Consider the following 26156-nt stretch of genomic DNA (forward strand, 5'->3'; position numbering starts at 1 on the left):
GAACTGACCCGTGACCCTGCCGCTGATCCCTCCCATGCTCGCCACGCCCGGCACCCTCCCGCCCACCGCGCAGGACGCGCGCTGGGCGTACGAGACCAAGCAGGACGGCCAGCGCGCGGTGGTCTATCTGCAAGGGGACGGCACCCTGCTGCTGCGCGCCCGTTCCGGGGACGACATCACCGCCGCCTACCCCGAACTGCGGCCGCTCGGTGACGCGCTCGGCAGCACGGCTGCCGTACTGGACGGGGAGATCCTGGCGCTGGACGAACAAGGGCGTGCGAACTTCCAGTTGCTGCAATCCCGCATGGGCCTGGCGCACGCCCCCGCGCGGGCCGCCCGGATGGCCGCGCGGACTCCCGTCCATCTGGTGCTGTTCGACGTGATGCACCTGGCGGGCCGCTCACTGGTCAAGGTCCCCTACTCCCGGCGACGGGGGCGGCTGGAGGAGCTGAGCCTGAGCGGGGAGTACTGGTCGACGCCGGGCGCTGTCGTGGGGCACGGCACCGAGGCGCTGGAAGCCACCCGCGAGCACGGCCTTGAGGGGCTGGTGTGCAAGCGGCTGGACTCCCTGTACGAACCCGGGGTGCGCTCCCGCGCCTGGATCAAGATCCGCAACATGCACAGCGAGGACGTGATCGTCGGCGGCTGGCTGCCCGGCAAGGGACGCATCGCGGGCCTGCCGGGCTCTCTCCTGGTCGGGCAGTTCGCGGCCGACGGGCGGCTGCGCTACGTCGGCGGCGTGGGCACCGGCTGGAGCGAGGCCGAGCGGACCGAGCTCGCCGGACTGCTGCGGGCCGGCGCGACGGACGTGTGCCCCTTCGATCCCGTGCCGCACGTGGCGAACGCGCGCTGGGTGGTGCCCCGGCTGGTGGGCGAGGTGCGCTACAGCGTGCGTACCCGGTCCGGGTTGCTGCGCCAGCCGTCGTGGCTGCGGCTCAGGCCGGACCTGGCGCCGCAGGACTCGGCGGCCCACCTTCGCGACGACGCCTGACTCACAGGTTCGGCGGCAACTGTTGCGCTGTCCTTCACCATTGGTACGCCCGTGACTCTTGGCGCGTAAGTGGAATACCGGGATCCTGAACTCCCCTTCCCCCCACAGCCGTTGGGCTGCGCCCGGATCCCGAGGAGACGCTGTGTCGTCACAGACGTTCCGCACGCACCGCAACAGATGGCTCACCGGTCTTGCCGGTGCCGCCGCGCTCGTCATCGCCTTCCCCAGCATCGCCTTCGCCGCCCCGCCGGGGGCCCTGGCCGCCAACGCCGAGGCGGCCGAGCAGACGTACCAGCCCGCCTTCGACTACGACACGGACGGCTGCTACTCCACGCCCGCCATCGGCCCCGACGGCACCCTCAACGGCGGCCTCAACCCGACGGGCGCGCTCAACGGCAGCTGCCGTGACGCCTCGGACCTGGACAACACCAACGCGTACTCGCGCTACAAGTGCAACAACGGCTGGTGCGCCTACCTGTACGGCCTGTACTTCGAGAAGGACCAGGCCGTCGCGGGCAGCAGCATCGGCGGGCACCGGCACGACTGGGAGCACGTCGTGGTGTGGGTGCAGAACAACGCGGTGCAGTACGTGTCGACGTCCAACCACGGTTCGTTCACGGTCCACGCCGCGTCCTCGGTGCGCTTCGACGGTACGCACGCCAAGATCGTGTACCACAAGGACGGCATCAGCACGCACTGCTTCCGGCTGGCCAACTCGAACGACGAACCGCCGGAGAACCACGAGGGCACCTGGCAGTACCCGCCGCTGGTCGGCTGGAACGGCTACCCCTCGGGCGTCCGTGACAAGCTGGTCGCGGCCAACTGGGGCAGCGCCAACTTCGGCCTGAAGGACGGCAACTTCGCGTCCCACCTGTCCTCGGCGAAGCCGTCCGGCATCTCGTTCGACCCCAACGCCTGATCCATCGGGCGGTCCACGGTCAACCGGCCCCTGGGCCGACGTCCCCTTCCACGAGGGCGTCGCCCAGGGGCGTTCGTGCGTACAGGACATGGTGGCTCCGGCGCCGGGACTCCAGCAGCCCGGCCTCCCGCAGGGTCGACAGGTGGGCCGACACGGTCGACGGGGCCAGACCGTGACGGCGGGCCAGATCCGTGGTCGAAGAGGGCGCGGTGAGCCCGGCGAGGACGGCCGCCCGCCGGTGGCCGAGCAGCCGGGCGAGCGCCCGCGGTGGACGCGGCGGCGGGTCGGCGTACAGATGGCCCATGCCGCGGGCGGGATAGATGAGAGTCGGCTGCCAGGGCTGGGCGAAGCCGCTGACCACGTCCGGCCACACGAAGACGCTCGGCATGAGCAGCAGGCCCCTGCCGTCCGGGCGTTGGGCGTCCGCCAACTCGGCGTAGCGGCGCAGGGTGAGGGTGTGGTCGGCCCAGTCGACGGACGGGTGCAGGCCGGTCAGCAGCGCGTCGAGGCCGCCGTCGGCCGCCCGGCGCGAGCGGTGCGCGATGTCCGCCTCCAGTACGGCACGGTGCCGCGGCCAGTCCGGGGCGAGCAACGCGTGCCAGGCCCGTTCGGTGAGATCGGCCAGCCGCTGGACGGTGACGGCGGGGTCGTCGAGCGCTGCACGCCCCCGCCGCGACTGGGCGAGTCCCGGGGTGCAGGCCAGCGAGCGCGCCATCTCCGTGTGCGCCAGGGCCGGGTCGGTGGCGCGCATACGGGCCAGCTCGTCCTCGAACGACGGGTACGGCTCCCCCGGGGGCGCGCCCAGGAAGTCCGGGGTGTAGCCGCCGGCGGGCGGGACGAACAGCCACAGCGGCGTCAGGTCGAGCCCGGCGAGCGTACGGCCCATGCGGCGCAGCCAGCCGCGGTGATAGCCGTGCCGGGCGGGCCGGCGGAGCATCCGCAGCGCCTCGTGGGTCTGGCACAGCGGCGAGATGGCGAACCGGCAGCGCGTCAGATCGTCACTGCCGAGGCGCAGTGCGAGCGGCATGGCGACCCCCGTCGTGAGCGGCGAAGCATCGGGCCGGGAGATCCGTCGGACCGAGTGATTCGTCCCGGACCGAAAGAGTAGAGCGCACCGACCGCGCCCCCGCACGCTGGCCCCCAACACCCCAGTCGGAAAAGGGCGGTCGGATGGGCGGGACAGGTCCGAAGGCGTGGCGGCGCGGCGCCGTTGTCGCGGCGCTGATGCTGGCGGCGTTCACCTTCAACACCACGGAGAACCTGCCGGTCGGGCTGCTCGCGCTCATGGCGGACGATCTGCGGGTGACGCTCACCGCCGTGGGCGCCCTGGTCACCGGGTACGGCCTGACGGTGGCGGTCGCCTCGCTCCCGCTCCAGGTCACCCGGTCGGTGCCGCGCCGGTATCTGCTCACGGGGATCCTGGGGCTGCTCGCCGTGGCGAGCTGGGTGTCGGCGCTGGGCGGCGTGTCGTACGGGGTCCTGCTGGCGGCGCGGGTGGCGACGGCGCTGGCGCAGGCGGTGTTCTGGTCGGTGATGGGGCCGGTCGCGGTCGGCATGTTCGCGCCCGAGCGCCGGGGGCGGGTCATCGGGCTGCTGTCCGTGGGCGGATCCCTGGCCACGGTGGCCGGCGTTCCGGCCGGGACCTGGCTGGGCGGGCACACCGGCTGGCGCACGCCCTTCGTCCTGCTCGGGGTGCTCGCGCTCGTCTCGCTGGTGACGATCGCCGCGCTGTTGCCGACGTCCCGCCCGCAGGACGGTCACGCCGCATACGGCGCCGCCCCCGACCGGCGCGGGTTTCGCACCGTTATGGCGGTGACCGCCCTGTCGGTGACCGGTGCCTTCGCCGGGTTCACCTATGTCGTCGCGTTCCTCGACGAGGTGAGCGGGTTCGGCGAGGGCGCGGTGAGTGCGGTGCTGCTCGCGTTCGGCGGGGCGGCGCTGGCGGGCGTCGCCGTGACCGGGCCGCTCCTCGACCGCTTCCCGCGTGCCACGCTGACCGTGCCGGTGGCGGCCCAGGCGGTGGCGCTGCTCGGCCTGTGGGCGACGGGCCATGTCCCGGTGGCGAGCGTGGCCCTGATCATGGTGCTTGGCGCCTCGGTCGCGACCGTCTTCATGGCGACGCAGAGCCGGGTGCTGCGGGTGGCGCCGGGCCGCACCGAGACCGCCCTCGCGGCCAACTCGGCCGCCTACAACGTGGGCATCGCCGCCGGCGCGCTGCTCGGGGGCGCGCTGCTGCCCGTGGTGGGAGTGCGGGGCACGTTCCTGGCCGGCGGGCTGTTCACGGTGGCCGCGCTGGTGGTGCAGACCCGGCCGGGGCGGGCGCGGGACGGGGCGGGAATCGGGCCGTGGCGTACGAATGCGGAGTTGTGACGGTCTATCGTGTCCGCATGTCCGTCCCTGAACTGATCCGCATCGTCTCCCGCGACTCGCCGATGGCGCTCGCCCAAGTGGAGCGCGTCCGCGCCGAGTTGGCGGCCCTGCACCCGGGTGTGCGCACCGAGGTCGTGCCCGTGAAGACGACCGGTGACAAGTGGATGGGCGACCTGTCCCAGGTCGAGGGGAAGGGCGCGTTCACCAAGGAGGTCGACGCCGCGCTGCTCGCGGGCGAGGCCGACCTCGCCGTGCACTGCGTCAAGGACATCCCGGCCGACCGGCCGCTGCCCGCGGGGACGACGTTCGCCGCGTTCCTGAAGCGGGACGACATCCGGGACGCACTCATCCACCCCGGCGGGCTCACGCTGGACGAGCTGCCGGCCGGCACTCGCATCGGCACCTCCTCGGTGCGCCGGGTCGCCCAGCTGGCGGCCACCCACCCGCACCTGCAGTGCGTGCCGTTCCGCGGCAACGCCAACCGGCGGCTGGAGAAGCTCGCGGCCGGTGACGCGGACGCGCTGCTGCTGGCGGTGGCCGGCCTGGAGCGCATCGGGCGGACCGACGTGATCAGCGAGGTCCTCTCCCCCGAGGTGATGATGCCGCCGATCGGCGCGGGCATCCTCGCGCTGCAGTGCCGGGAGGGCGACAGCGAACTCATCGACGCCGTGAGCGGCCTCGGCGACCCGGACACCTATCGGGAGGCCACCGCCGAGCGCATGTTCCTGCACGTCCTGCAGGGGCACTGCAACAGCCCGATCGCGGGGTACGCGCGCGTGGACCGGGGCGGCGAGCTGTCCCTGCGGGCCTGTGTGTTCACCCCGGAGGGCAAGACGCGGTTGAACGCCCACGAGTGGGCCGGCCGACTGGATCCGGCCACGCTGGGTACGTCGGTCGCGGTGGCGCTGCTGCGTCAGGGCGCCCGCGAGATCATCGACGGCATCCCGCACTGAGCCGACCGACCCCGAAGGGGCTCGCGCGTCAGGCGGTGCCCTCTTCGGCCTGGTCCCGCAGGAAGTTGCTGACCTGGAGCGCGAGGCCGTCCCGCAGGGCGGCGGCGTGGACGCCGGCGCAACCCTCCTGAAGGCCGAGGCCGCCGGTCCACAGCCGGCGGTCCGCCCACTCCTCCTCGACCCGCAGCTGGATCTGCACGTCGACCTGGCTCAGGCTCGCTTCCGGACCGGCCGCGTACAGCACGGCGGTGGCCCGGCGCAGCGGGTAGACGTCGAAGCCCTCGATGAACTGCGAGTTGCGCCAGTCGATGAACGCGGCCTCGCCGTCGCCGCCGATCCGCACGTCGATCTGGCCGTCCTCCAGGTGGATGCCGAGGTGCCGCTCGCCGCGGTTCTCGACGGTGACCCGGAGCCTGAAGTACGTCAGCCCCTCGGCGGCGTCGTCCCGTCCGCGCGGCGGCTCCGCGGCTGCCAGGCCGTGGACGCGGACACGCAGACCGGCATGCTCGTCGTACTCGTGCCAGTCCCCGACCACGTTCGGCTCGTACACAATCCACCTCTCGACCCAGAGAGCTGCTTCCTATCTTTGCGCTCAGTGCACTGTCAAATGAGCAGAATGCGCTGTGGCCAGCCCATTCGCACCCTTGATCACCGATCAAGCCGTGGGCAGGAAGAATCGACGCCGGGGCCGTCCGGAAGGCTTCACCCACGTGCCGCACATCACGTTCCGCGCCAAGATCAGCGAGCCAGCCGGCCCAGCAGCGAGGACGCCGCGGCGATGCCGAGCGCGGCGGCCACGAGCAGGACGGCGAAGTCGAGCGCGAGGTGGGCGGGGGTGCCGAGGAGGAGGCCGCGCAGGGCGTCCACCTGGTAGCTGAGCGGGTTGGCCTTGCTGACGGCCTGGAGCCAGCCCGGCATCACGGACAGCGGGTAGAGGGCGTTGGAGCCGAAGAACAGCGGCATCGTGATGGCCTGCCCGAAGCCCATCAGCCGGTCGCGGCTGAGGACGACGCCGGCGATGGTCATCGAGAGGCAGGAGAAGAAGGCGGAGCCGAGGACGACGACCGCGGCGACCCCGAGCAGCTTCAGCGGGTTCCAGGTCAGCGCGACGCCGAGCAGCGCGGCGATGACGATCACGACGACGGCCTGGATCAGGGACTTCACCCCGGCCGCGAACGCCTTGCCGGTGATCAGGGCCGAGCGCGGGGTGGGGGTGACGAGCAGCTTGTTCAGGATGCCGGCGTCGCGCTCCCAGATGATCTGGATGCCGTAGAAGATGGCGATGAACATCGCGGACTGGGCGATGATGCCGGGGGCGAGGTAGTCGATGTAGGGGATGCCGTCGGTGGGGATCGCCTTGATGCGGGTGAAGGTCTGGCCGAAGATCAGCAGCCAGAGGGCGGGCTGGACCGCGCGGGTGTACAGCTCGGTGCGGTCGTGGCGCAGCTTCTGGAGTTCGACGGCGCACATGGCCGCGACGCGGGCGGGCAGCACCCGCCAGCCGGCGCGGGGCACGGGCGGCCGCAGCAGCAGGTCGATGCCGCCGGGGTGGGCCGGGTCAGCCGACGCGGCGGGCGGTGCGGCGGGTGCTTCGGACATCGCGGAAGTCTCCTGAATTTTCGTCGAGTCCGCTGCCGGCGATGTCGCGGAAGACGTCCTCCAGCGTGGGCAGCGGGTCGGTGTCGGCCGCCCCCGCGGCGCGCCTGCGGGCGCCGAGCCCGTCTCTGAGCTCGGCCGGGGTGCCGAGGGCCCGGATGCGGCCGTGGTGCATCAGGCCGACCCGGTCGCAGTACTGGTCGGCCTCGTCCATGTAGTGGGTGGTGACCAGGACCGTCATGCCGGTGGCGGCGCGCACGGCGCCGATGTGCTCCCACACTCCGGTGCGGGCGATCGGGTCGAGGCCGATGGTCGGTTCGTCGAGGATCAGCAGCCGGGGCGCACTGACCAGGGCCTGGGCAAGTTCGAGGCGGCGGACCATGCCGCCGGAGTAGGTGCCCGCGAGCCGGTCGGCGGCGTCGCCGAGGCCGACGGCGGCCAGGGCCTGGCCGACCCGTGCGGCGCGTTCGCGGCGGGGCACGTCGAAGACGCGGGCGAACAGGGCGACGTTCTCGCGGCCGGTGAGGCACGCGTCGGCGGACAGCTGCTGCGGGACGTAGCCGAGCAGACGGCGTACGGCCATGCGGTCGTCGGCGGCGTCGTGCCCGAAGACGCGGACCATGCCGGCGGGCACCGGCAGGAGGGTGGTGATGCAGCGGATCGCGGTGGTCTTTCCGGCGCCGTTGGGACCGAGCAGCCCGAAGACCTCGCCCTCGCGCACCGTCAGGTCGAGCCCGTCCACGGCGTTGGTCTCACCGAAGGCGTAGGCGAGCCCGGTGCAGGCCACGGCCTGGTCGGCGTGTCGTGTCATGGGCGCTCCGCCTCCTCGCGCAGGGTGTCGGCCAGTCTGCGCAGCGCCGGGACCGCAGCGAGCAGCGTCTCGCGGTCCGCCTCGTCGAGGCGGGACACCTGGCGCCGTACGAGATCCGCGCGCCGTCTGCGCCATTCGCCGAGCCGGGCCTCGGCCGCGGGGGTGGGCAGCAGTCGGGCGGCGCGCCGGTCGGCCGGGTCCGTCTCGCGCACCAGACAGCCCTGCCGGGCCAGCTGGTTGACCAGCGTGGACACCGAATTGCCCGCCAGGTACAGCTCCTTGGCGGCCTCCGAGATCCTGATGCCGGGCCGCTGCGCGACCAGCCGCAGCAGCTCCACCTCGGCGGTACGCAGCGGCGGGGCGGGCATCTCCCGGCGCAGCCTGCGCCGGATCAGCCGCTGGACGCCGACGAGCGCGTCCGCCAGCTCCTCGGGGAAGGTCTCCTGATCCACGTCACCGACATTACCTCTGTAGCAGAGGTAATGAACCAAGGCAGGGTCAAGTCCGCCCGATCGGCCGGACGCACAGTCACTTCGCCGTGACGCGTAGTCGCATTCACGAAATGTGTTTCTGGTTCTTCTGGGACGGGAATATGGGTTTATGTGCTTCGGACAGGAGGCACGTCCGTGGGAGCCGACCCACCAGGCCCCTGGGTGTCCTCCCTGTGGTCCGGGTGCGCGCCTCCCATGCTGTCCAGTCAGCACCTGCTGAGGGAGGTGCGCACGGATGAGTGCCGCCACCAGAACGAAGCAGCACCCGCACGACGACGCCCCCGACACCGCCGAAGCGTTCGCCCGACTCGTGGGACTGCCCGAGGGGCCGCAGCGCAAGGCGCTCAAGGACGAGCTGGTTGAGGCCTGGTTGCCCATGGCCGAGCGGATCGCCGTCCGGTTCAAGGGCCGCGGCGAGTCCCTGGAGGACCTGTACCAGGTGGCCGCGCTGGGCCTGGTGAAGGCCGTCGACCACTACGACCCGGACCGCGGCCACGCCTTCGAGGCGTACGCCGTGCCCACCATCACCGGTGAGATCAAGCGGCACTTCCGCGACCACATGTGGACGCTGCACGTGCCGCGCCGGGTCCAGGACCTGCGCAACCGGGTCCGCAGCTCCACGAAGGAGCTGTCGCAGCAGACCCCGGGCCGGGCCCCCACCGTTGCCGAGATAGCGGACCACGCGCACCTGAGCGAGGACGAGGTCCGCACCGGCATGGAGGCGCTGGAGTGCTTCTCCGCGCTGTCGCTGGAGGCGGAGATGCCGGGGACGGACGGCTATGCGCTGGGGGACGCGATCGGCGGTCCGGATCCGGCGTTCGAGGTGGTCATCGACCGTGTCTCCGTCGGGCCGTGTCTGCAACGGCTTCCGGAGCGTGAGCGGACGATCCTCTACCTCCGCTTCTTCGGCGGGATGACGCAGAGCCGCATCGCGTGCCAGCTCGGGATCTCACAGATGCATGTCTCCCGGCTGCTCAGCGGCTGTTTCGCGCACCTGCGTGAGGAACTGCTCGCCGAAGCCCGGTGAGCCCCCCGAAGGGTGAGCCGGCGCCGCGCCCTCACTCCTGTGCCGCCCCCGGGATCTGCGTCGGGCCGTGACGCTCCAGGGCCTCTTCGAGCTCGAAGCGGATCTCGGGCGGCATCCGGCCGTCCCTGCCCCAGACGAGGATCAGTTCCGCGACATGGCGGAGCTTGATGTTCGTGTGCTGGGAGACCTCCTTCAGCACCGCCCATCCCTCGTCCGGCGCCACCCGGCCCAGCGCGACGACCATGCCGATCGCCTGGTCCACGACGGCGTGCGAGACGACCGCCTCCTTGAGCTGGTGGACTTCCGCTTCCAGTTCGAGAATCCGGTCGGTCTCGTCGGCAGGCTCGTTCGGTACCGGTGCCACGCCTCCATCGTCGTCGCTTCGCCGGTCGGGTGCCAGTGAACGCGAGGACGGACATCGCCCGTTTCGGTCCACCGCCGGGGGTACTCGACAGGCCCGCGAGCGGATCCGGTTGGACACTGGGAGCAGACCGGTGGCCGCCGGTAGGGCGAGACCAGGACGCGACTGCCATGAACAATGCAAGATCCTCCAGGAGCACGGCCGACGTCGTGTCCACACACTCCGTGTTCGGCGCACCCTGCTGGGTGAGCCTGACCAGCCGTGATCTGGAGGCCACCCAGGCGTTCTACACGGCCATGCTGGGATGGCGCTGGCGGCCGGCCAGGCTGGGGGACCGCTTCCGCGTGGCGCTGGCACAGAACGTGCCGGTGGCCGGGATCGCCGCGGTCGCCTCGATGTGGCAGATGGCCGTGGCCTGGACGCCGTATTTCGCCGTGCGCAGTGCGGACGAGGCCGTCGCCCGGGTGCAGGAACGCGGCGGCACCGCGGCCGTCGGGCCGCTCTCCCTGCCGCCCGGCCGGGCTGCGCTGCTCGCGGACCGCGATGGCGCGACGTTCGGCATCTGGGAGGGGGAGCTCATCTCCAACTGGGAGACCTGGCGGCGGGCCGCGCCGACGTTCATCCGCCTGCACACGCGCGACGCGTTCGACGCCGCCATGTTCTACGGCGAGGTCCTCGACTGGGCCACGGAGCGGCCCGGTGGCTGCGAGGTGCACTACGAGGGCGGCGAGGTCGTGCTGCGCAGCGGGGGTGACGTGGTGGCACGTATCGAGTCGGGGGCGCTCGGGGCGGCGCCCGATCCGACGATCCGTCCGCACTGGCAGGTTCACTTCGCGGTCACGGATGTGGCGGAGTGCGCGCGGGCCGCGGAGCTGAACGGGGGCAGTGTGCTGTCCAAGGGCAGCGACGAGGCGGTGCTGCGGGATCCGGACGGGGCGCAGTTCACGGTGACTTCGCGGCGCGAGCGGTAGAAGGCCGCTGGGCCGCGCGCCCCTCTAGGGGAGTTTGCGTGAGGGCCTCGACAGCAGGACGAGGCTGCGGCGCTCGACGAGGAGGGCGGTGCCCGCCTTGTGCTCCGACTCGTCCGGCGGCCCCTGTGATGCGGACGTGTCGATCGTCGTCGTCCAGCGCTCCCCGTAGGAGACGTCCGGCAGCTGGAACTCCACCGGCTCCCAGTAGGCGTTGAGCAGGAACAGGAAGGAGTCGTCCACGACCGGCTGCCCGCACCAGTCCGGCTCGGCGATGGCGTCGCCGTTGAGGAAGGCGGCGACGGAGTGGGCATCGGAGCGCCGCCAGTCGTCCTGCGTCATCTCGCGGCCGTCGGGCAGGAGCCACACCAGGTCGGGCAGCGGCTGGTCGGGGTGGGTCGGGGTCTCGCCCTGGAAGAAGCGGCGCCGGCGCAGGACGGGGTGGGCGGCGCGCAGACCGATGACGCGGCGGGTGAAGTCGGCGAGGGAGCGTTGGTCGTCGGTGAGCCGCCAGTCGACCCAGGAGACCTCGTTGTCCTGGCAGTAGGCGTTGTTGTTGCCGCGCTGGGTGCGGCCGAGTTCATCGCCGTGGCAGAGCATCGGGATGCCCTGCGACAGCAGCAGCGTGGCGAGGAAGTTGCGCTGCTGACGGGCGCGCAGCGCGAGCACGGCCGGGTCACGGGTCTCGCCCTCGGCGCCGCAGTTCCAGGACCGGTTGTGGCTCTCGCCGTCCCGGTTGCCCTCGCCGTTGGCCTCGTTGTGCTTGTCGTTGTACGAGACGAGGTCACGCAGCGTGAAACCGTCGTGCGCGGTCACGAAGTTGACGCTGGCGCGCGGTCGGCGCCTGCTGTGCGCGTACAGGTCGGAGGAGCCCGTCAGCCGGGAGGCGAACTCGCCGAGCGAACCCGGCTCGGCGCGCCAGAAGTCCCGTACGGCGTCCCGGTACTTGCCGTTCCACTCCGACCACAGCGGCGGGAAGTTGCCCACCTGGTAGCCGCCCTCCCCCACGTCCCACGGCTCGGCGATCAGCTTGACACGGCTGATCACCGGGTCCTGCTGGATCAGGTCGAAGAACGCCGAGAGCCGGTCCACCTCGTGGAACTGCCGGGCGAGCGTCGCCGCGAGGTCGAAGCGGAAGCCGTCGACGTGCATCTCGGTGACCCAGTAGCGCAGCGAGTCCATGATCAGCTGAAGCACGTAGGGGTGGCGCATCAGCAGGCTGTTGCCGGTGCCGGTGGTGTCGTAGTAGTGCGCCCAGTCGCCGTCCACGAGGCGGTAGTACGAGGCGTTGTCGATGCCCCGGAAGGACAGGGTCGGGCCGCGTTCGTTGCCCTCGGCGGTGTGGTTGTAGACGACGTCCAGGATCACTTCGAGGCCGGCCGCGTGCAGCGCCTTCACCATCGCCTTGAACTCGTCGACCTGGCGGCCTCGGGTGCCGCGGGCGGCGTAGGCGTTGTGCGGCGCGAAGAAGCCGATCGTGTTGTAGCCCCAGTAGTTGGACAGCCCGCGGTCGAGCAGCACGCCGTCCTGGACGTACTGGTGCACCGGCATCAGCTCGACGGCCGTCACGCCGAGGGACGTGAGGTGCTCGACGACGGCCGGGTGCGCCAGGCCGGCGTAGGTGCCGCGCAGTTCCGGCGGGACCTCGGGGTGGTTGCGGGTCAGGCCCCGCACGTGCGCCTCGTAGATGACGGTGTCGGCGTACGGCCGTCTCGGCGGGCGGTCGTCGCCCCAGTCGAAGTACGGCTCGGTGACCACACCGAGCATGGTGTGCCCGGCGCTGTCCGCAGGGGACGGGGCGCCCGGGGTGCGCTCGAAGAGCGAGGCGTGGTTGTCCACCCGGCCGTCCACCGCCCGGCTGTACGGGTCGAGCAGCACCTTCGCCGGATTGCACCGGTGGCCGAGGCCCGGGTCCCAGGGGCCGTGCACCCGGTAGCCGTAGCGCTGCCCCGGGCCGACGCCGGGCAGATAGCCGTGCCACACGAAGCCGTCGACCTCGGTCAGCGGAACCACGCTGTGCCGGTCCTTGTCGTCGACGAGGACGAGTTCGACGCGTTCGGCGACCTCGCTGAACACGGCGAAGTTGGTGCCCCGGCCGTCGTAGGCGGCCCCCAGCGGGTAGGGGTGCCCGCTCCAGGCGGACACCCCTCGGCTCTTGTCGTCGCGGCGCCGGCGGGCGGTCACCGGGCGCCCTCCAGGATGCCGTCCCGGGCGCCCGCCGCGTCGGCGCCGGCCGTGACGGGCGCCTCGCGGGGGACACCGCGCGCTTCGCGCAGACTGGGCGCGGGGGCCGCGGGGACGAGCGGGGCACGTTCGCCGGCGCGGGCACGTTGCGAGAACCAGATGACCTTGGCTCCGGACTCGGTGGCGCAGCAGCCCCAGCCGTCGCTCATCGCGGCGAGGTGCTGGAGGCAGGCGCGCAGTTCGTGGTCCGGGCGCAGAGCGCGGTCGTTGTCACCGATGGCGGTGATGAGGTGCTGGCCGTTCCACCACATCTCGACCGAGGTGTTCTTGTCCGTCGCGTGCTCGTCGATGGCCCGCAGCAGCATCTCCGTGCTGTGGCGGACGGGCTCGACAAGGGTCTCCAGGTCCCAGTACCGGAGGTGGGCGGCCAGAATTCGGCTGACCTGACCCACCCGTTCGGGGCTGACTTCCACGTCGAGGTGGTAGTAGCAGGGCACTGCGGTCTTCACCGTCGTTACCTCCTCACCGCGAGAGCTCCCGCTCTCCTCGCCCCTGCGGGACGGGCCCCGAGCACGGAGCGTGAGCGCTGATCGCTTCTGAGTCACTTCAGGGTGGGGGCGGTACGCCATTCGTGCAACACGAGGACACGCCCGAGGTAGTTGAAGATCCAACAGGACGCTGCGTCGTCGACCGTGCACCATGTGTGAAGACCTCGATGCCCGTAACGGAACCCGTGCGTGTGCGCGCACGGGTTCCGCCCGACGGTCGGGAAACGTGTCATCGAGCCCGGAAGGTGAAGGCGGCCATGCTGCTACCGGCCAAAGCCGAAGTCGCCCGGCAACTGCGGCGATACCGGGCCTGGGAACGAGCCATGCTCGCGGCCCCGGCCGACCTCATGGTGCGTAACGCCTTCGAGGACCACGGCTACACCCTCTGTGTGCTGATGGGAAAGCGCTGCGCCCGTGAGGCCGTGGACGCCGCCGAGCGCTATCTGCGCAGCACGCCGACCGCCTATCTCCTGGAGCAGGACGGACGGCCCCGCACGGCGAGCGTCTCCGCACGCAGAGGACCGCCGAGATCGCGGCGGCGGCGTTTCCATGCCGGCAGGTAGCCGGCTTCCGGCGAAGATCGAACCCCCGGCCGGGCCTTGTGCCCGGCCCCGAGCACGGTGGAGGTGAACCATGGGCAGGACCAAGAGCAAAGCCGGTGCCGGCACCGGGACCATCGGCCGTATCCCGGTACGGGACGTACAGCCGGCCGTGGAGTGCGGCAGGCATCCGGCGAAGGCGGTCGTCGGCGAGACCTTCGAGGTCACCGCCACCGTGTTCCGCGAGGGCCACGACTCCGTGGCCGCCAACGTCGTGCTGACCGATCCCGACGGCCACCCCGGCCCGTGGACGCCGATGCACGAACTGGCCCCCGGCATGGACCGCTGGGGCGCCAAGGTGACACCGTCCGCGGTGGGGCGCTGGACGTTCCATGTGGAGGCCTGGAGCGATCCGGTGGCCACCTGGCGCCGCACCGCCCGCATCAAGGTTCCGGCCGGGATCGACGTCGGGCTGGTCCTCGAGGAGGGCGGCGAGCTCTACGAGCGTGCGGCCGCCGGCGTGCCCGACGAGACCGAGCGGGCGACCGTGCTGGCCGCCTCCGAGGCGCTGCGGGACGACTCGCTGCCGCCCGTGTCACGGCTGGCGGCGGCGTTCGCAGCGAACGTCGACGCGGTGCTGGGCCGGTATCCGTTGCGGGATCTGGTGACCGCCTCGGACCCGCTGCCGCTCCTGGTCGAGCGCGAACGCGCCCTGTACGGCTCCTGGTACGAGTTCTTCCCCCGCTCCGAAGGCACCCCCGAACAGCCCCACGGGACCTTCGAGACGGCCGCGCGCCGGCTGCCCGCGATCGCCGCGATGGGCTTCGACGTCGTCTACCTCCCCCCGATCCACCCCATCGGCACCACCTACCGCAAGGGCCCGGACAACACCCTGTCCGCCGGCCCCGACGACGTCGGCGTGCCCTGGGCCATCGGCTCCCCCGAGGGCGGCCACGACGCCGTCCACCCCGACCTCGGCACGATCGAGGACTTCGACCGCTTCGTCGCGAAGGCGGCCGAGCTGGGCCTGGAAGTCGCCCTCGACTTCGCCCTGCAGTGCTCCCCCGACCACCCCTGGGTCCACAAGCACCCGGAATGGTTCCACCACCGCGCGGACGGGACGATCGCCTACGCGGAGAACCCGCCGAAGAAGTACCAGGACATCTACCCGATCGCCTTCGACGCCGACATGGACGGCCTGACCGTCGAGACGCTGCGGGTACTGCGGCACTGGATGGCCCACGGCGTGCGGATCTTCCGGGTCGACAACCCGCACACCAAACCGGTCGTGTTCTGGCAGCGGGTGATCGCGGACATCAACCGCACCGACCCCGACGTGATCTTCCTGGCCGAGGCGTTCACCCGCCCGGCGATGATGCACACCCTGGCCCAGACCGGCTTCCAGCAGTCCTACACCTACTTCACCTGGCGCAACGGCAAGCAGGAGCTGACCGACTACCTGACCGAGCTGTCCGGCGACGCGGCGGCCTACATGCGGCCCAACTTCTTCGCCAACACCCCCGACATCCTGCACGCCTACCTCCAAAACGGCGCCCGCCCCGCCTTCGAGGTCCGCGCCGTCCTCGCCGCCACCCTCTCCCCCACCTGGGGCATCTACAGCGGCTACGAACTGTGCGAGAACACCCCCCTGCGCAAGGGCAGCGAGGAATACCTCCACTCGGAGAAGTACCAACTACGCCCCCGCGACTGGAGCACGGCGGAGCGCGACGGCCGCACGATCGCGCCCCTGCTCACCCGTCTCAACGCGATCCGCAGGTGCCACCCCGCCCTCCACCGGCTCAGGAATCTCCGCTTCCACCACACCGACAACGACGCGGTCATCGCGTACAGCAAACGCACAGGCCCGGACACGGTTCTGGTGGTCGCCAACCTTGATCCGCACCACACCCAGGAGGCCACGGTCTCGTTGGACATGCCGCAACTCGGCCTGGACCGGGACGCCTCCTTGTCCGTGCACGACGAATTGACGGGCGAGACCTACCGCTGGGGCCGGACCAACTACGTACGCCTCGAACCCGGCAGGGCGCCCGCGCACGTTCTCCACGTCCAGGCTTCGCCACCGCAGATCGGAGGGTCCTGAGCGTCATGACCGTCAACGAGCCCGTGCTGGACACCTTCGAGGACACGCCCGCCAAGGATCGTGACCCGGATTGGTTCAAGCGCGCCGTCTTCTACGAGGTCCTGGTCCGCTCCTTCCAGGACAGCAACGGCGACGGTGTCGGCGACCTCAAGGGCCTCACCGCCAAACTCGACTACCTGCAATGGCTCGGCGTCGACTGCCTGTGGCTGCCGCCCTTCTTCAAATCACCGCTCCGCGACGGCGGCTACGACGTCTCCGACTACACCGCCGTCCTGCCCGAATTCGGTGACCTCGCCGACTTCGTCGAATTCGTCGACGCCGCCCACCAGCGCGGTATGCGGGTCATCATCGACTTCGTCATGAACCACACCAGCGACCAGCACCCGTGGTTCCAGGAATCGAGGAAAGACCCCGACGGCCCCTACGGCGACTACTACATGTGGGCCGACGACGACAAGCAGTACGCCGACGCCCGCATCATCTTCGTCGACACCGAAGCCTCCAACTGGACCTACGACCCCGTCCGGGGCCAGTACTTCTTCCACCGCTTCTTCTCCCACCAGCCGGACCTCAACTACGAGAACCCGGCCGTCCAGGAGGAGATCCTGGCCGCCCTCCGATTCTGGCTGGACCTGGGAATCGACGGTTTCCGGCTCGATGCCGTGCCGTATCTGTACGCCGACGAAGGCACGAACTGCGAGAACCTTCCCGCCACGCATGAATTCCTCAGGCGGGTCCGCCGCGAGATCGACGCCATGTATCCGGACACGGTGCTGCTGGCGGAGGCCAACCAGTGGCCGGAGGACGTCGTCGACTACTTCGGCGACTACGCACGCGGGGGCGACGAGTGCCATATGGCATTCCACTTCCCCGTCATGCCCCGCATCTTCATGGCCGTACGACGCGAATCCCGCTACCCCGTCTCGGAAATCCTCGCCAAGACCCCGGCCATCCCCACCGGCTGCCAGTGGGGCATCTTCCTGCGCAACCACGACGAGCTGACCCTGGAAATGGTCACCGACGAGGAACGCGACTACATGTGGGCGGAATACGCCAAGGACCCCCGCATGCGCGCCAACATCGGAATCCGCAGGCGTCTCGCCCCGCTCCTCGACAACGACCGTCACTCGATCGAGCTGTTCACCGCCCTGCTGCTGTCCCTGCCCGGCTCGCCGATCCTCTACTACGGCGACGAGATCGGCATGGGCGACAACATCTGGCTCGGCGACCGCGACGCCGTGCGCACCCCCATGCAGTGGACCCCGGACCGCAACGCCGGCTTCTCCACCTGCGACCCCGGACGGCTCTGCCTGCCGACGATCATGGACCCGGTCTACGGCTACCAGGTGACGAACGTCGAGGCATCGATGGCCTCGCCGTCCTCGCTCCTGCACTGGACCCGCCGCATGATCGAGATCCGCAAGCAGAACCCGGCGTTCGGACTCGGCTCCTACACCGAACTCCAGTCGTCGAACCCCGCGGTCCTCGCCTTCCTGCGCGAGTACGAGGACGACCTGGTGCTCTGTGTGCACAACTTCGCGCGCTTCGCGCAGCCCACCGAGCTCGACCTGCGCGAGTTCAGCGGACGCCACCCGGTCGAACTGTTCGGCGGCGTGCGATTCCCGGCCATCGGCGAACTGCCGTATCTGCTGACCCTCGGGGGCCACGGCTTCTACTGGTTCCGGCTCACCCGAGTCGCATCCCGCATCGGCAGACGACTTTGAGCGTGAGCTTCGAGCGTGTGCCGAGGAAAGGACGCGTCACCATGCAGAAGACCGCATCTCCCCGACCCACCCGTACCGTCGACGCAAGCCCCATGGCCTCCCTGGCCGGGCTCCTGCGCGAGTGGCTGCCACGGCAGCGCTGGTTCGCGGGCAAGGACCGGCCCGTCACGGACCTCGCGCTGCTGTCGATGACGGAGCTGTTCCCGGGCTGTCTGCATCTGCTGGTGCACGCCGGTCACTCGGCGGTGCCCTCGCCCGGCGGCGCTCCCCCGGCCGGCGACTGCTACCAGCTGTTGCTCGGTGTGCGGCAGCATCTGTCGCCGCGTCTCGGGAAGGCACTCATCGGCCGGGCGGAGGAAGGGCCGCTGGCCGGTCTGACGGTCTTCGACGCGCTGCAGGACCCCCGCTCGGCCCAGCTCCTCCTGGACCGGCTGCGGCACCCCGGCACCGCCGGACCGCTGCGCTTCGAGGCGGACCCGTCGGTGTCGCTGCCGACCGGGCTCGTGCCGCGGCTGCTGGACGCCGAGCAGTCCAACTCCTCGCTGGTGTACGGCGACGCGTTCATCCTGAAGCTGTTCCGGCGCATCCAGCCCGGCGTCAATCCGGACCTGGAGCTGTCCGGCGCGCTGGCCCAGGAGGGCTGCGGTCGGGTGCCGGCGCCGGTGGCGTGGTTCCGGACGACGCACCCCTGGGAGGCGACGCTCGGCGTGCTCCAGCCGTTCCTGCGGGGCGCCTCCGACGGCTGGACGCTGGCGCTGGGCGCGCTGGCCTCGGGTGACGACTTCACCGCGGAGGCCCGTCAGCTGGGGCGGGCGACGGCGGAGGTGCACCTGGCCCTGGCCTCGGCCTTCCCCTCCAGGGCCCACGCCGAGAACAGCCGCACTGCGGCGGCGATGACCGAACGCCTGGAGCTCGCCGCGCACTTCGTCCCCGCCCTGCAGCCCTACGTCCCGGGTCTGCGCACCGCCTTCGGCGCCCTCGCCGCCTGCGATCCCGGGCCGCCCGCCCAGCGCATCCACGGTGACCTGCACCTGGGGCAGGTGCTGCGGTCCGGCCGGGAGTGGTTCGTCATCGACTTCGAGGGCGAGCCGTCCCGCCCGCTCGCCGAGCGCCGCGGCGTGCACTCCCCGGTGCGGGACATCGCCGGCATGCTCCGCTCCTTCGACTACGCCGCCCGCCAGCGCCGGCCGTGGCGTCCGGAGTGGGCGCGCCGCTGCCGGGAGGCCTACTGCGCGGGCTATGCCGCCCGCGCCGGCTGGGATCCGCGCACGAAGCACGGGTTGCTCCGTGCCTATGAGACCGACCGCGCCGTGTACGAGGTGCTGTACGAGGCCCGGCACCGACCCGACTGGTTGCCCGTACCGATGGCGGCGATCGAACGCCTCGCCGTGAGAGGAGCCTGACCCCATGGCCCTGCACGAGACCTCGCGCCCCGAGTCGGCCGGAGGGGCCCGGCGCAGCGCCGCGCCGTCCCTCGACCCGGCCGACCGTGACCGCCTGCTGTCCGGCGCACACCACGATCCGCACGCGCTGCTCGGGGCGCATCCGGTCCCGGGCGGGATCGCGCTGCGGGCGCTGCGTCCGTTCGCGCGAGCGGTGAGTGTCGTGGTCGACGGCGAGCGCACCGCGCTGGTCTCGGAGGGCGGCGGCCTGTTCTCGGCCGTACTGCCGCTGGACGCGATCCCCGGCTACACGCTGCTCGTGTCGTACGAGGAGGACGGGTCCGACGAGCGCGAGGTCCACGACCCGTACCGCTTCCTGCCGGCCCTCGGCGAGCTCGACCTGCACCTCATCCGCGAGGGACGGCACGAGCAGCTGTGGAAGGCGCTCGGTGCCGAGCCGATGACCCATCAGGGCGTGGCCGGCACCCGCTTCACCGTGTGGGCGCCGAACGCCCAGGGTGTACGGGTCGCCGGGGACTTCACCTGCTGGGACGGGACGGCGTTCCCGATGCGGTCGCTCGGCGCGTCCGGGGTGTGGGAGGTGTTCCTGCCGGACATCGGCGAGGGGACCCGGTACAAGTTCGAGATCACCTCCCGGTACGGCCACCGCTTCCTCAAGGCCGACCCGATGGCGCGCCGCTCGGAGGTCCCGCCGGACACCGCGTCGATCGTGCACGCCTCGCACTACGCGTGGAGCGACGAGCAGTGGATGGCGCACCGGGGTGACGTGCCCGTGCACCAGGCTCCCTTCTCGGTCTACGAGGTCCATCTGCCGTCCTGGCGGCCAGGACTGACGTACCGCGAACTCGCCGAGGAGCTGCCCGCGTACGTCGACTACCTCGGCTTCACGCACGTCGAGCTCATGCCGGTGGCGCAGCATCCGTTCGCCGGCTCCTGGGGCTATCAGGTCACCGGCTTCTACGCGCCGACCTCGCGGCTCGGCACGCCCGACGACTTCAAGTACCTGGTCGACGCCCTGCACCGGGCCGGCATCGGCGTGATCGTGGACTGGGTGCCGGCCCACTTCCCCAAGGACGACTGGGCGCTGGCCCGCTTCGACGGGGACCCGCTGTACGAGCCCGGGGACGCGCGGCGGGCCGAGCATCCGGACTGGGGGACGTTCGAGTTCGACTTCGGGCGCACCGAGGTACGCAACTTCCTGGTCGCCAACGCCACGTACTGGTGCGAGGAGTTCCACATCGACGGGCTGCGCGTGGACGCCGTCGCCTCGATGCTCTACCTCGACTACTCGCGGGACTCCGGGCAGTGGTCGCCGAACGTGTTCGGCGGGCGGGAGGACCTGGACGCGATGGCGTTCCTCCAGGAGATGAACGCGACCGTGTACCGGCGCAACCCCGGGGTCGTGACGATCGCGGAGGAGTCGACGGCCTGGGAGGGGGTGACCCGGCCGACCGAGAGCGGCGGGCTCGGGTTCGGGCTGAAGTGGAACATGGGCTGGATGCACGACTCGCTGGAGTACATCGCCAAGGAGCCGGTGCACCGCAAGTACCACCACAACGAGATGACGTTCTCGATGGTGTACGCCTACAGCGAGAACTACGTCCTGCCCATCTCCCACGACGAGGTCGTGCACGGCAAGCAGGCGCTGGTCTCCAAGATGCCGGGCGACTGGTGGCAGCGCCGCGCCAACCATCGCGCGTATCTGGGCTTCATGTGGGCCCATCCCGGCAAGCAACTGCTCTTCATGGGGCAGGAGTTCGCCCAGGGCGCCGAGTGGTCGCAGGAGCACGGGCCGGAGTGGTGGCTGCTCGACGAGGGGTACGCGTCGGCGGGCGACCATCGGGGCGTGCGGGACCTGGTCGCCGAGCTCAACGCGCGCTACCGGGCGACCCCGGCCCTGTGGGAGCGGGACACCGACCCCGGTGGTTTCCAGTGGGTGCTCGGGGACGCGGCCGACGACAACGTCTTCGCCTTCCTCCGCCACGGCACCGACGGCGATCCGCTGCTCGCGGTCTCCAACTTCTCCCCGGTCGTCCGCCACGACTACCGGCTCTGGGCGCCGGACCACGTCGTCGCCTGGCAGGAGACCCTCAACACCGACGCCGCACGCTACGGCGGTGGGGATGTCACCAACCCCGATCCCGTGAAGCCGGAGGACGGACATATCCATCTGACGCTGCCGCCGCTGGCGACGGTGTGGCTGCAGCCGTACAGGATGTGACGCCCGAGTTCTCCGTTCCCGACACCATCCGGTCGCAGCTGGGCTAGATTCGGGCAGCGCCGATAACGGTACTCATCGGTGACGTCACACCCGGTACACAACTGGAGCAGTGCATGCGCGACCACGGCCTCGCTCCGCCCACCGTCACGCCCCTGAGCGGCGGGCTCGCCGACAGCGTCTTCGAGACGGCGGCCGTCGACCCCACACTGCCGATGCTCGCGCGCCGTCCCGACCCCTCCTCCACGGCCTGGGAGGAGGTGACCGCCGCCGAACTGCGCGACGAAGTCGCGGATCTGGCCAAGGGGCTGATCGCGTCCGGCATCTCACCGGGCCACCGCGTGGCGATCATGGCGCGCACCCGGTACGAGTGGACGGTGCTCAGCTACGCGCTGTGGGCGGTGGGCGCCGAGGTGGTCCCGATCTATCCGACGTCGTCGCGCGACCAGGTCGAGTGGATCCTGCGGGACGCCGAGTGCGTGGGTGTGGTGGTCGAGGACGAGCAGTCGGTCATGACGGTCGGGTCCGTGTGCGGATCGCTGCCGCGACTGCGGCACGTCTGGCAGCTGGACGCGGGAGGACTCGCGCACCTGGTGGAGCGCGGCGAGTTCGTCCCGTTCACCACGGTCGAGTCGCTGCGCCGCATCGTGCTGCCGGACTCCACCGCCGCGGTCATGTACACCTCCGGCACGACGGGCCGCCCCCTGGGCTGCGCGCTGAGCCACCGCGGGCTGGCGAGCCCCAGCGACACCCTCCTCGCGGGCTGGGGCCACACCGTGATCCCGCCCGGCGAGCGGCAGGCGTCGGTCCTCGCCTTCCTGCCCTTCTCGCATGTGTACGGCCTGCTGGTGCAGGCTCTGTGCATCCGCGGCGGCATGGTGATGGGCCACGAGCCCGACCTGAGCGAGGCGGCGCTGTCGGCGGCGCTGCGCACCTTCCGGCCGACCTGGTTCTGCGCCGTACCGTCGATCTTCGAGAAGATCTACAAGAACTTCCTGCGCGCGGCCCAACAGGCGGGCCGTGGCGCGTTGTTCGAGCGGGCCGCCGACACCGCCCGGGACTTCGCCGCGGCGTTGGAACGGCACCGGCTGGGCGGCGGGCCCGGACCCGGGTTCGATCTGCGGCTGCAACACGCCCTGTACGAGCGGACGGTGTACCGCAAGCTGCGGGCCGCGCTCGGCGGCCGGGTGTGCCGGGCGACGTCCGGCGGCTCGTCCCTGAACCGCGAACTCTCCCTGTTCTACGAGGGCATCGGCATCTACGTGAACGACGCCTACGGCCTCACCGAGACCTGCGGCGGGGTGACGGCGCAGCCGGAGGGCCGGGAGATGTCGGGGACGGTCGGGCAGGCCCTGCCAGGCATGGACATCCGGGTCGCCGACGACGGGGAGATCCTGGTGCGGGGGCCTTCGGTGTTCCAGGGCTACGTCAACGACGAGGCCTCGACGCGGGCCGCGCTGTACGGTGGCTGGCTGGCCACCGGGGATCTCGGGCGGCTGGACTCCGACGGCTATCTGACGATCACGGGGCGCAAGAAGGACATCATCATCACGAGCAGCGGCAAGAGCGTCTCCCCGGCGCTCCTGGAGCAGCGTCTGAGGATGCATCCGCTGGTTCACCAGGCGGTGGTCGTGGGCGACAACCGGCCCTGTGTCGGGGCCCTGATCACCCTGGATCCCGACTTCCTGGCCTACTGGCGCGAGTCCCTCGCCGTGCGCAGCGACGCCCGCATGCGGGTGGCGCGCGAGGAGAACGCGCTGCGCGAGGAGGTCGCACGGGCCGTGGCGGCCGCCAACAGCGCGGTGTCGCGCTCGGAGTCCATCCGGGTCTTCCGGGTGCTGCCCGAGCCGTTCGACGTGGCCCGTGGTCTGTTGACGCCGTCGATGAAGCTGCGCCGGGACGAGATCGTGCGGCACTACGCGCTCCAGATCGAGGCGATGTACCAGGCTCGCTCGCGCGCTCCCCGGGAGCATCTGGCGGAGGAGTTCGCGCACTGGGACGACGCGGACAACGTCTTCGGCTGAGGGGGCATGCCGCGGCCTATTCGCCCGTCGTGAACCGTACGACGTTCGAGCGTTCCCCGAGGACGAAGGCGCGGACACGGTAGGCGGCGTGCCGTTCGTCGGGCAGGGGGACGAAGTCGGTGGCCTCGGTGTCCGGGGCGAGGACGGCGACGGGGTCGTAGCGCTCGCCGTCCTTCTTGCGGATCTCCAGGAGGTAGCCGTCCTCGCCCGTGGAGTCGTCGCTCCAGGTGAGGCAGATGCCGTCCGGCCGGTCGGTGAGGTGCGGCCGGGCGGTGGGGCCCCGGTAGGACGTCAGCCGGTAGTGGAAGGTGGTGTGCGGCATGAGGTCGGGGTGGCGGTAGCTCGTCACCTGGGGTGCGAGGTACTGCAGGACGGTGTAGGGGCCGTCCTTCTCGGTCGCGAACTCCAGGACGTGGCCCGCGATCCCGGTCCGCTCGTCCTGCCAGTTCAGGTCGATGTCGGTGGGTGTCGTGAGGGCACCCCGCAGCGGCTGTTCCGTGTCGGCCGAGCAGGCCGGCAGCGCCAGGACCAGCGCTGCCGACACCGCGATACGCGCCTTTCCTCGCATACGACGGCCGCTACTTCCGCCAGAAGCGGACGTTGCTCCACTCCACGGTGGCCGTCCCGTTGCCGCTGTTGGTGCGGTAGGCGCCGAACTTGTCGTAGAAGCTGCCGCCGGGGCTGTCGTAGGTGTGCTTGAGCGAGCCGTTGATGTAGGTGCGGTGTTCGTCGCCGACCTGGTGGACCGTGTTGACGCGGACGGTCGCGCCGACCGTGCCGGCGTTGGACAGGGTGGTGCCGCCGTGCACCGCGTACAGCCGGCCGCCGCGTTCGACGGCGAGCATGAAGTACGGGCCGGAGCCCGACTCGTGGAAGGTCTGCTTGAGGCTGATCCGGGTGCCGCTGAGGCCGGTGATGCGGAAGTAGCCCTCGAACTGGCGCGTTCCGCCGGTGTAGGTGGCATAGCGTCGTTCAGCCCGTTGGTCGCCGCTGGCGGTGGAGCAGGTGAGCCGGAACGTCAGGCCGTCGATCTGGCCACAGCCCCGCTCCTGCTCGGTGAAGCTGGGCGAGACGGACTGCCAGCCGCCGGGCTCGACTTCGGCGAAGGCGTGCGGCGCGGCGAGCAACGACGTGGCGCACAGCGCCGTGGTGACGGTGAGGGTGCGCAGGCTTGGGCGCATCCTGCCTCCTGTCGGATGTGGGGGATGGACCGCACCTCACATGTTCATGTACATGAACTGCGATCCCTTATATGGATGAGCATTACGGAAGTTAGGTTCGGACCAATGACTCGTCAAGAGATCGCGCGGACACGTCTTTCACTTCCGAACCGGTGTGCCCCCGCGCCGGTTGGGGCAAGGTGGCTCACGACGTGTTCATCTGCCTGCCGCACCCGGCTGGCGGAACGACCGGTGGCGCGGTGGGATCGAGGCGTGCGAAGCCGCGATCCAGGGGCAGGCGAACGTCGTCGAGGCAGACCGCCTGGAGCCGCAGAAGGGATGATCACCGTGACACGACCCAGGATCCTGGTGGTTGGCGCAGGCTTCGCCGGAGTCGGATGCGTTCGCCGGCTGGAACGCAAACTCTCCCCCGACGAAGCCGAGATCACCTTGGTGACGCCGTCCTCCTACCAGCTCTACCTTCCGCTTCTCCCCCAGGTCGCCTCCGGCGTCCTCACCCCTCAGTCGATCGCCGTGTCCCTGCGCCGCAGCCGCAGGTACCGCACCCGGATCATCCCGGGCGGCGCCATCGGCGTGGACCTCGCCTCGAAGGTCTGCGTCATCCGCACCATCACCGACAAGATCCTCAACGAGCCGTACGACTACATCGTGCTGGCGCCCGGCAGCATCACCCGCACCTTCGACATCCCGGGGCTGACCGACAACGCCTACGGCATGAAGACGCTCGCGGAGGCCGCCTACCTGCGCGATCACGTCATCTCGCAGCTGGACCTGGCCGACGCCAGCCAGGACCCGGACGAGCGGGCGGCGCGCCTGCAGTTCGTGGTGGTCGGCGGCGGATACGCGGGCACCGAGACCGCGGCGTGTCTGCAGATGCTGACCCACAACGCGGTCAAACGCTATCCGCGGCTCGATCCGCACCTGATCAAGTGGCATCTGATCGACATCGCGCCGCGGCTGATGCCCGAACTCGGCGAGAAGCTCGGCACCGACGCCCAGGAGATCCTGCGGGGGCGCGGCGTCGAGATCTCCCTGGGGGTGTCCATCGCGAAGGCGGGCCCCGAGGAGGTCACCTTCACCGACGGCCGGGTGATCCCCACCCGCACGCTGATCTGGACCGCCGGTGTCGTCGCCAGTCCGCTGATCGGCACCCTGGGCGCGGAGACGGTGCGGGGGCGGCTCGCGGTCACCGCGGAGATGAACCTGCCCGGGCAGGACGGTGTGTTCGCGCTCGGCGACGCCGCCGCGGTGCCCGATGTGGCCAAGGACGAGGAGGGCGCCGTCTGCCCGCCCACCGCCCAGCACGCGATGCGCCAGGGCAAGGTCGTCGCGGACAACGTCATCGCGTCCCTGCGCGACCAGCCGCTGCGGCCCTACAAGCACAAGGACCTCGGGCTGGTCGTCGACCTCGGCGGCCGCGACGCCGTCTCCAAGCCCCTCGGCGTGGAGCTGAAGGGCCTGCCCGCGATGGCCGTGGCCCGCGGGTACCACTGGTCGGCGCTGCGCACCAACGTCGCCAAGACCCGTGTCATGACGAACTGGCTGCTCAACGCGGTCGCCGGGGACGATTTCGTGCGCACCGGTTTCCAGTCCCGCAGCCCGGCCAAGCTGAGGGACTTCGAGTTCGTCCACGCGTATCTGACGCCGGAGCAGCTGCGGGCGCAGGTCGGCGGGAAGGGCTCAGCCAAGGCGAACGAAGGGACGGCCGAGTGAGGTGACGGTGCCGGCCGGACCGCGGTGCGCGGTG

General features: G+C 70.9%; 23 protein-coding genes. 13 read left to right on the top strand and 10 right to left on the bottom strand.

The features are described from left to right. Positions 1-10 precede the first annotated feature (10 nt). Together OG254_RS02650 and OG254_RS02655 are read left to right on the top strand one after the other, a co-directional pair. On the top strand, positions 11-991 hold the full coding sequence (locus OG254_RS02650; RefSeq protein ID WP_405576931.1) for an ATP-dependent DNA ligase: 981 nt from the start codon (positions 11-13) through the stop codon (positions 989-991). 142 nt (positions 992-1133) lie between these two features. After that, the gene (locus OG254_RS02655; protein WP_405576933.1) at positions 1134-1910 is read left to right on the top strand and encodes an NPP1 family protein; all 777 of its coding nucleotides are present in this window, start codon (positions 1134-1136) and stop codon (positions 1908-1910) included. A 19-nt stretch (positions 1911-1929) separates the two neighbouring features. Here the strand turns inward: OG254_RS02655 and OG254_RS02660 are convergent, their stop codons facing one another. Beyond that, positions 1930-2937: a DUF5937 family protein gene (locus OG254_RS02660; protein WP_405576935.1), complete on the bottom strand. Its 1008-nt coding sequence runs from the start codon at positions 2935-2937 to the stop codon at positions 1930-1932. Between the two features lie 143 nt (positions 2938-3080). Between OG254_RS02660 and OG254_RS02665 the strand changes: the two genes are divergently transcribed. Continuing rightward, entirely contained in the window at positions 3081-4280 is a 1200-nt protein-coding gene (locus tag OG254_RS02665) for an MFS transporter (RefSeq protein WP_405576937.1), read from the top strand. Positions 4281-4297: 17 nt separating this feature from the next. Continuing rightward, positions 4298-5233, top strand: a complete 936-nt coding sequence (gene hemC, locus OG254_RS02670; protein ID WP_147997867.1) for a hydroxymethylbilane synthase — start codon at positions 4298-4300, stop codon at positions 5231-5233. A gap of 28 nt (positions 5234-5261) precedes the next feature. Here the strand turns inward: hemC and OG254_RS02675 are convergent, their stop codons facing one another. From OG254_RS02675 to OG254_RS02690, 4 genes are all read right to left on the bottom strand, one after another. Beyond that, the gene (locus OG254_RS02675; RefSeq protein WP_405576940.1) at positions 5262-5783 is read right to left on the bottom strand and encodes a hypothetical protein; all 522 of its coding nucleotides are present in this window, start codon (positions 5781-5783) and stop codon (positions 5262-5264) included. 188 nt (positions 5784-5971) lie between these two features. Then, complete coding sequence (locus tag OG254_RS02680) at positions 5972-6832, bottom strand: ABC transporter permease (RefSeq protein WP_351197970.1); 861 nt, start codon at positions 6830-6832, stop codon at positions 5972-5974. Beyond that, positions 6792-7640: an ABC transporter ATP-binding protein gene (locus OG254_RS02685; RefSeq protein WP_405576942.1), complete on the bottom strand. Its 849-nt coding sequence runs from the start codon at positions 7638-7640 to the stop codon at positions 6792-6794. The genes OG254_RS02680 and OG254_RS02685 overlap by 41 nt, the downstream gene beginning before the upstream one ends. After that, positions 7637-8092: a MarR family winged helix-turn-helix transcriptional regulator gene (locus tag OG254_RS02690; protein WP_405576944.1), complete on the bottom strand. Its 456-nt coding sequence runs from the start codon at positions 8090-8092 to the stop codon at positions 7637-7639. Before OG254_RS02690 ends, OG254_RS02685 begins: the two co-directional genes overlap by 4 nt. Positions 8093-8366: 274 nt before the next feature. Between OG254_RS02690 and OG254_RS02695 the strand changes: the two genes are divergently transcribed. After that, positions 8367-9158: an RNA polymerase sigma factor SigF gene (locus tag OG254_RS02695; protein WP_405576946.1), complete on the top strand. Its 792-nt coding sequence runs from the start codon at positions 8367-8369 to the stop codon at positions 9156-9158. A 31-nt stretch (positions 9159-9189) separates the two neighbouring features. Here OG254_RS02695 and OG254_RS02700 read toward each other — a convergent pair whose 3' ends face one another. Next, a complete protein-coding gene (locus OG254_RS02700) occupies positions 9190-9522 on the bottom strand; it encodes an ANTAR domain-containing protein (RefSeq protein ID WP_351197978.1) in 333 nt (110 codons plus the stop codon). 167 nt (positions 9523-9689) lie between these two features. Here OG254_RS02700 and OG254_RS02705 point away from each other — a divergent pair, with 167 nt between their 5' ends. Further along, a complete protein-coding gene (locus tag OG254_RS02705; RefSeq protein WP_405576948.1) occupies positions 9690-10490 on the top strand; it encodes a VOC family protein in 801 nt (266 codons plus the stop codon). Positions 10491-10514: 24 nt separating this feature from the next. Here OG254_RS02705 and glgX read toward each other — a convergent pair whose 3' ends face one another. Both glgX and OG254_RS02715 read right to left on the bottom strand, forming a co-directional pair. Next, positions 10515-12671, bottom strand: a complete 2157-nt coding sequence (gene glgX, locus OG254_RS02710; RefSeq protein WP_405576950.1) for a glycogen debranching protein GlgX — start codon at positions 12669-12671, stop codon at positions 10515-10517. Continuing rightward, a complete protein-coding gene (locus OG254_RS02715) occupies positions 12668-13180 on the bottom strand; it encodes a pep a2 (protein ID WP_405576952.1) in 513 nt (170 codons plus the stop codon). Before OG254_RS02715 ends, glgX begins: the two co-directional genes overlap by 4 nt. 296 nt (positions 13181-13476) lie before the next feature. On the opposite strand from OG254_RS02715, the gene OG254_RS02720 reads away from it, so the two are divergent. The 6 genes from OG254_RS02720 to OG254_RS02745 all read left to right on the top strand — a co-directional run bounded on the left by OG254_RS02720 (position 13477) and on the right by OG254_RS02745 (position 23228). Next, positions 13477-13782: a DUF5133 domain-containing protein gene (locus OG254_RS02720; protein WP_351197986.1), complete on the top strand. Its 306-nt coding sequence runs from the start codon at positions 13477-13479 to the stop codon at positions 13780-13782. A 70-nt stretch (positions 13783-13852) separates the two neighbouring features. Then, the gene (locus OG254_RS02725) at positions 13853-15859 is read left to right on the top strand and encodes an alpha-1,4-glucan--maltose-1-phosphate maltosyltransferase (protein ID WP_405576954.1); all 2007 of its coding nucleotides are present in this window, start codon (positions 13853-13855) and stop codon (positions 15857-15859) included. A gap of 5 nt (positions 15860-15864) precedes the next feature. Further along, on the top strand, positions 15865-17583 hold the full coding sequence (treS, locus tag OG254_RS02730) for a maltose alpha-D-glucosyltransferase (protein WP_405576956.1): 1719 nt from the start codon (positions 15865-15867) through the stop codon (positions 17581-17583). A 41-nt stretch (positions 17584-17624) separates the two neighbouring features. After that, positions 17625-18986, top strand: a complete 1362-nt coding sequence (locus OG254_RS02735) for a maltokinase N-terminal cap-like domain-containing protein (protein WP_405576958.1) — start codon at positions 17625-17627, stop codon at positions 18984-18986. Positions 18987-18990: 4 nt separating this feature from the next. Further along, positions 18991-21207 carry a 1,4-alpha-glucan branching enzyme gene (gene glgB, locus OG254_RS02740; RefSeq protein ID WP_405576960.1) on the top strand — a complete coding sequence of 739 codons (2217 nt, stop codon included), beginning with the start codon at positions 18991-18993 and terminating at the stop codon, positions 21205-21207. Positions 21208-21320: 113 nt separating this feature from the next. Next, positions 21321-23228, top strand: a complete 1908-nt coding sequence (locus OG254_RS02745) for an AMP-dependent synthetase/ligase (RefSeq protein ID WP_405576962.1) — start codon at positions 21321-21323, stop codon at positions 23226-23228. Positions 23229-23244: 16 nt separating this feature from the next. Here the strand turns inward: OG254_RS02745 and OG254_RS02750 are convergent, their stop codons facing one another. Continuing rightward, the gene (locus OG254_RS02750; protein ID WP_405576964.1) at positions 23245-23796 is read right to left on the bottom strand and encodes a hypothetical protein; all 552 of its coding nucleotides are present in this window, start codon (positions 23794-23796) and stop codon (positions 23245-23247) included. Positions 23797-23806: 10 nt separating this feature from the next. After that, positions 23807-24409, bottom strand: coding sequence for a hypothetical protein (locus OG254_RS02755; protein ID WP_405576966.1), 603 nt, complete (start codon positions 24407-24409; stop codon positions 23807-23809). Positions 24410-24727: 318 nt separating this feature from the next. Between OG254_RS02755 and OG254_RS02760 the strand changes: the two genes are divergently transcribed. Next, on the top strand, positions 24728-26122 hold the full coding sequence (locus OG254_RS02760) for an NAD(P)/FAD-dependent oxidoreductase (protein WP_405576968.1): 1395 nt from the start codon (positions 24728-24730) through the stop codon (positions 26120-26122). The last annotated feature ends 34 nt before the right edge of the window (positions 26123-26156 follow it).

This window comes from Streptomyces sp. NBC_01092, from assembly GCF_045039535.1.
Lineage (GTDB): Bacteria > Actinomycetota > Actinomycetes > Streptomycetales > Streptomycetaceae > Streptomyces.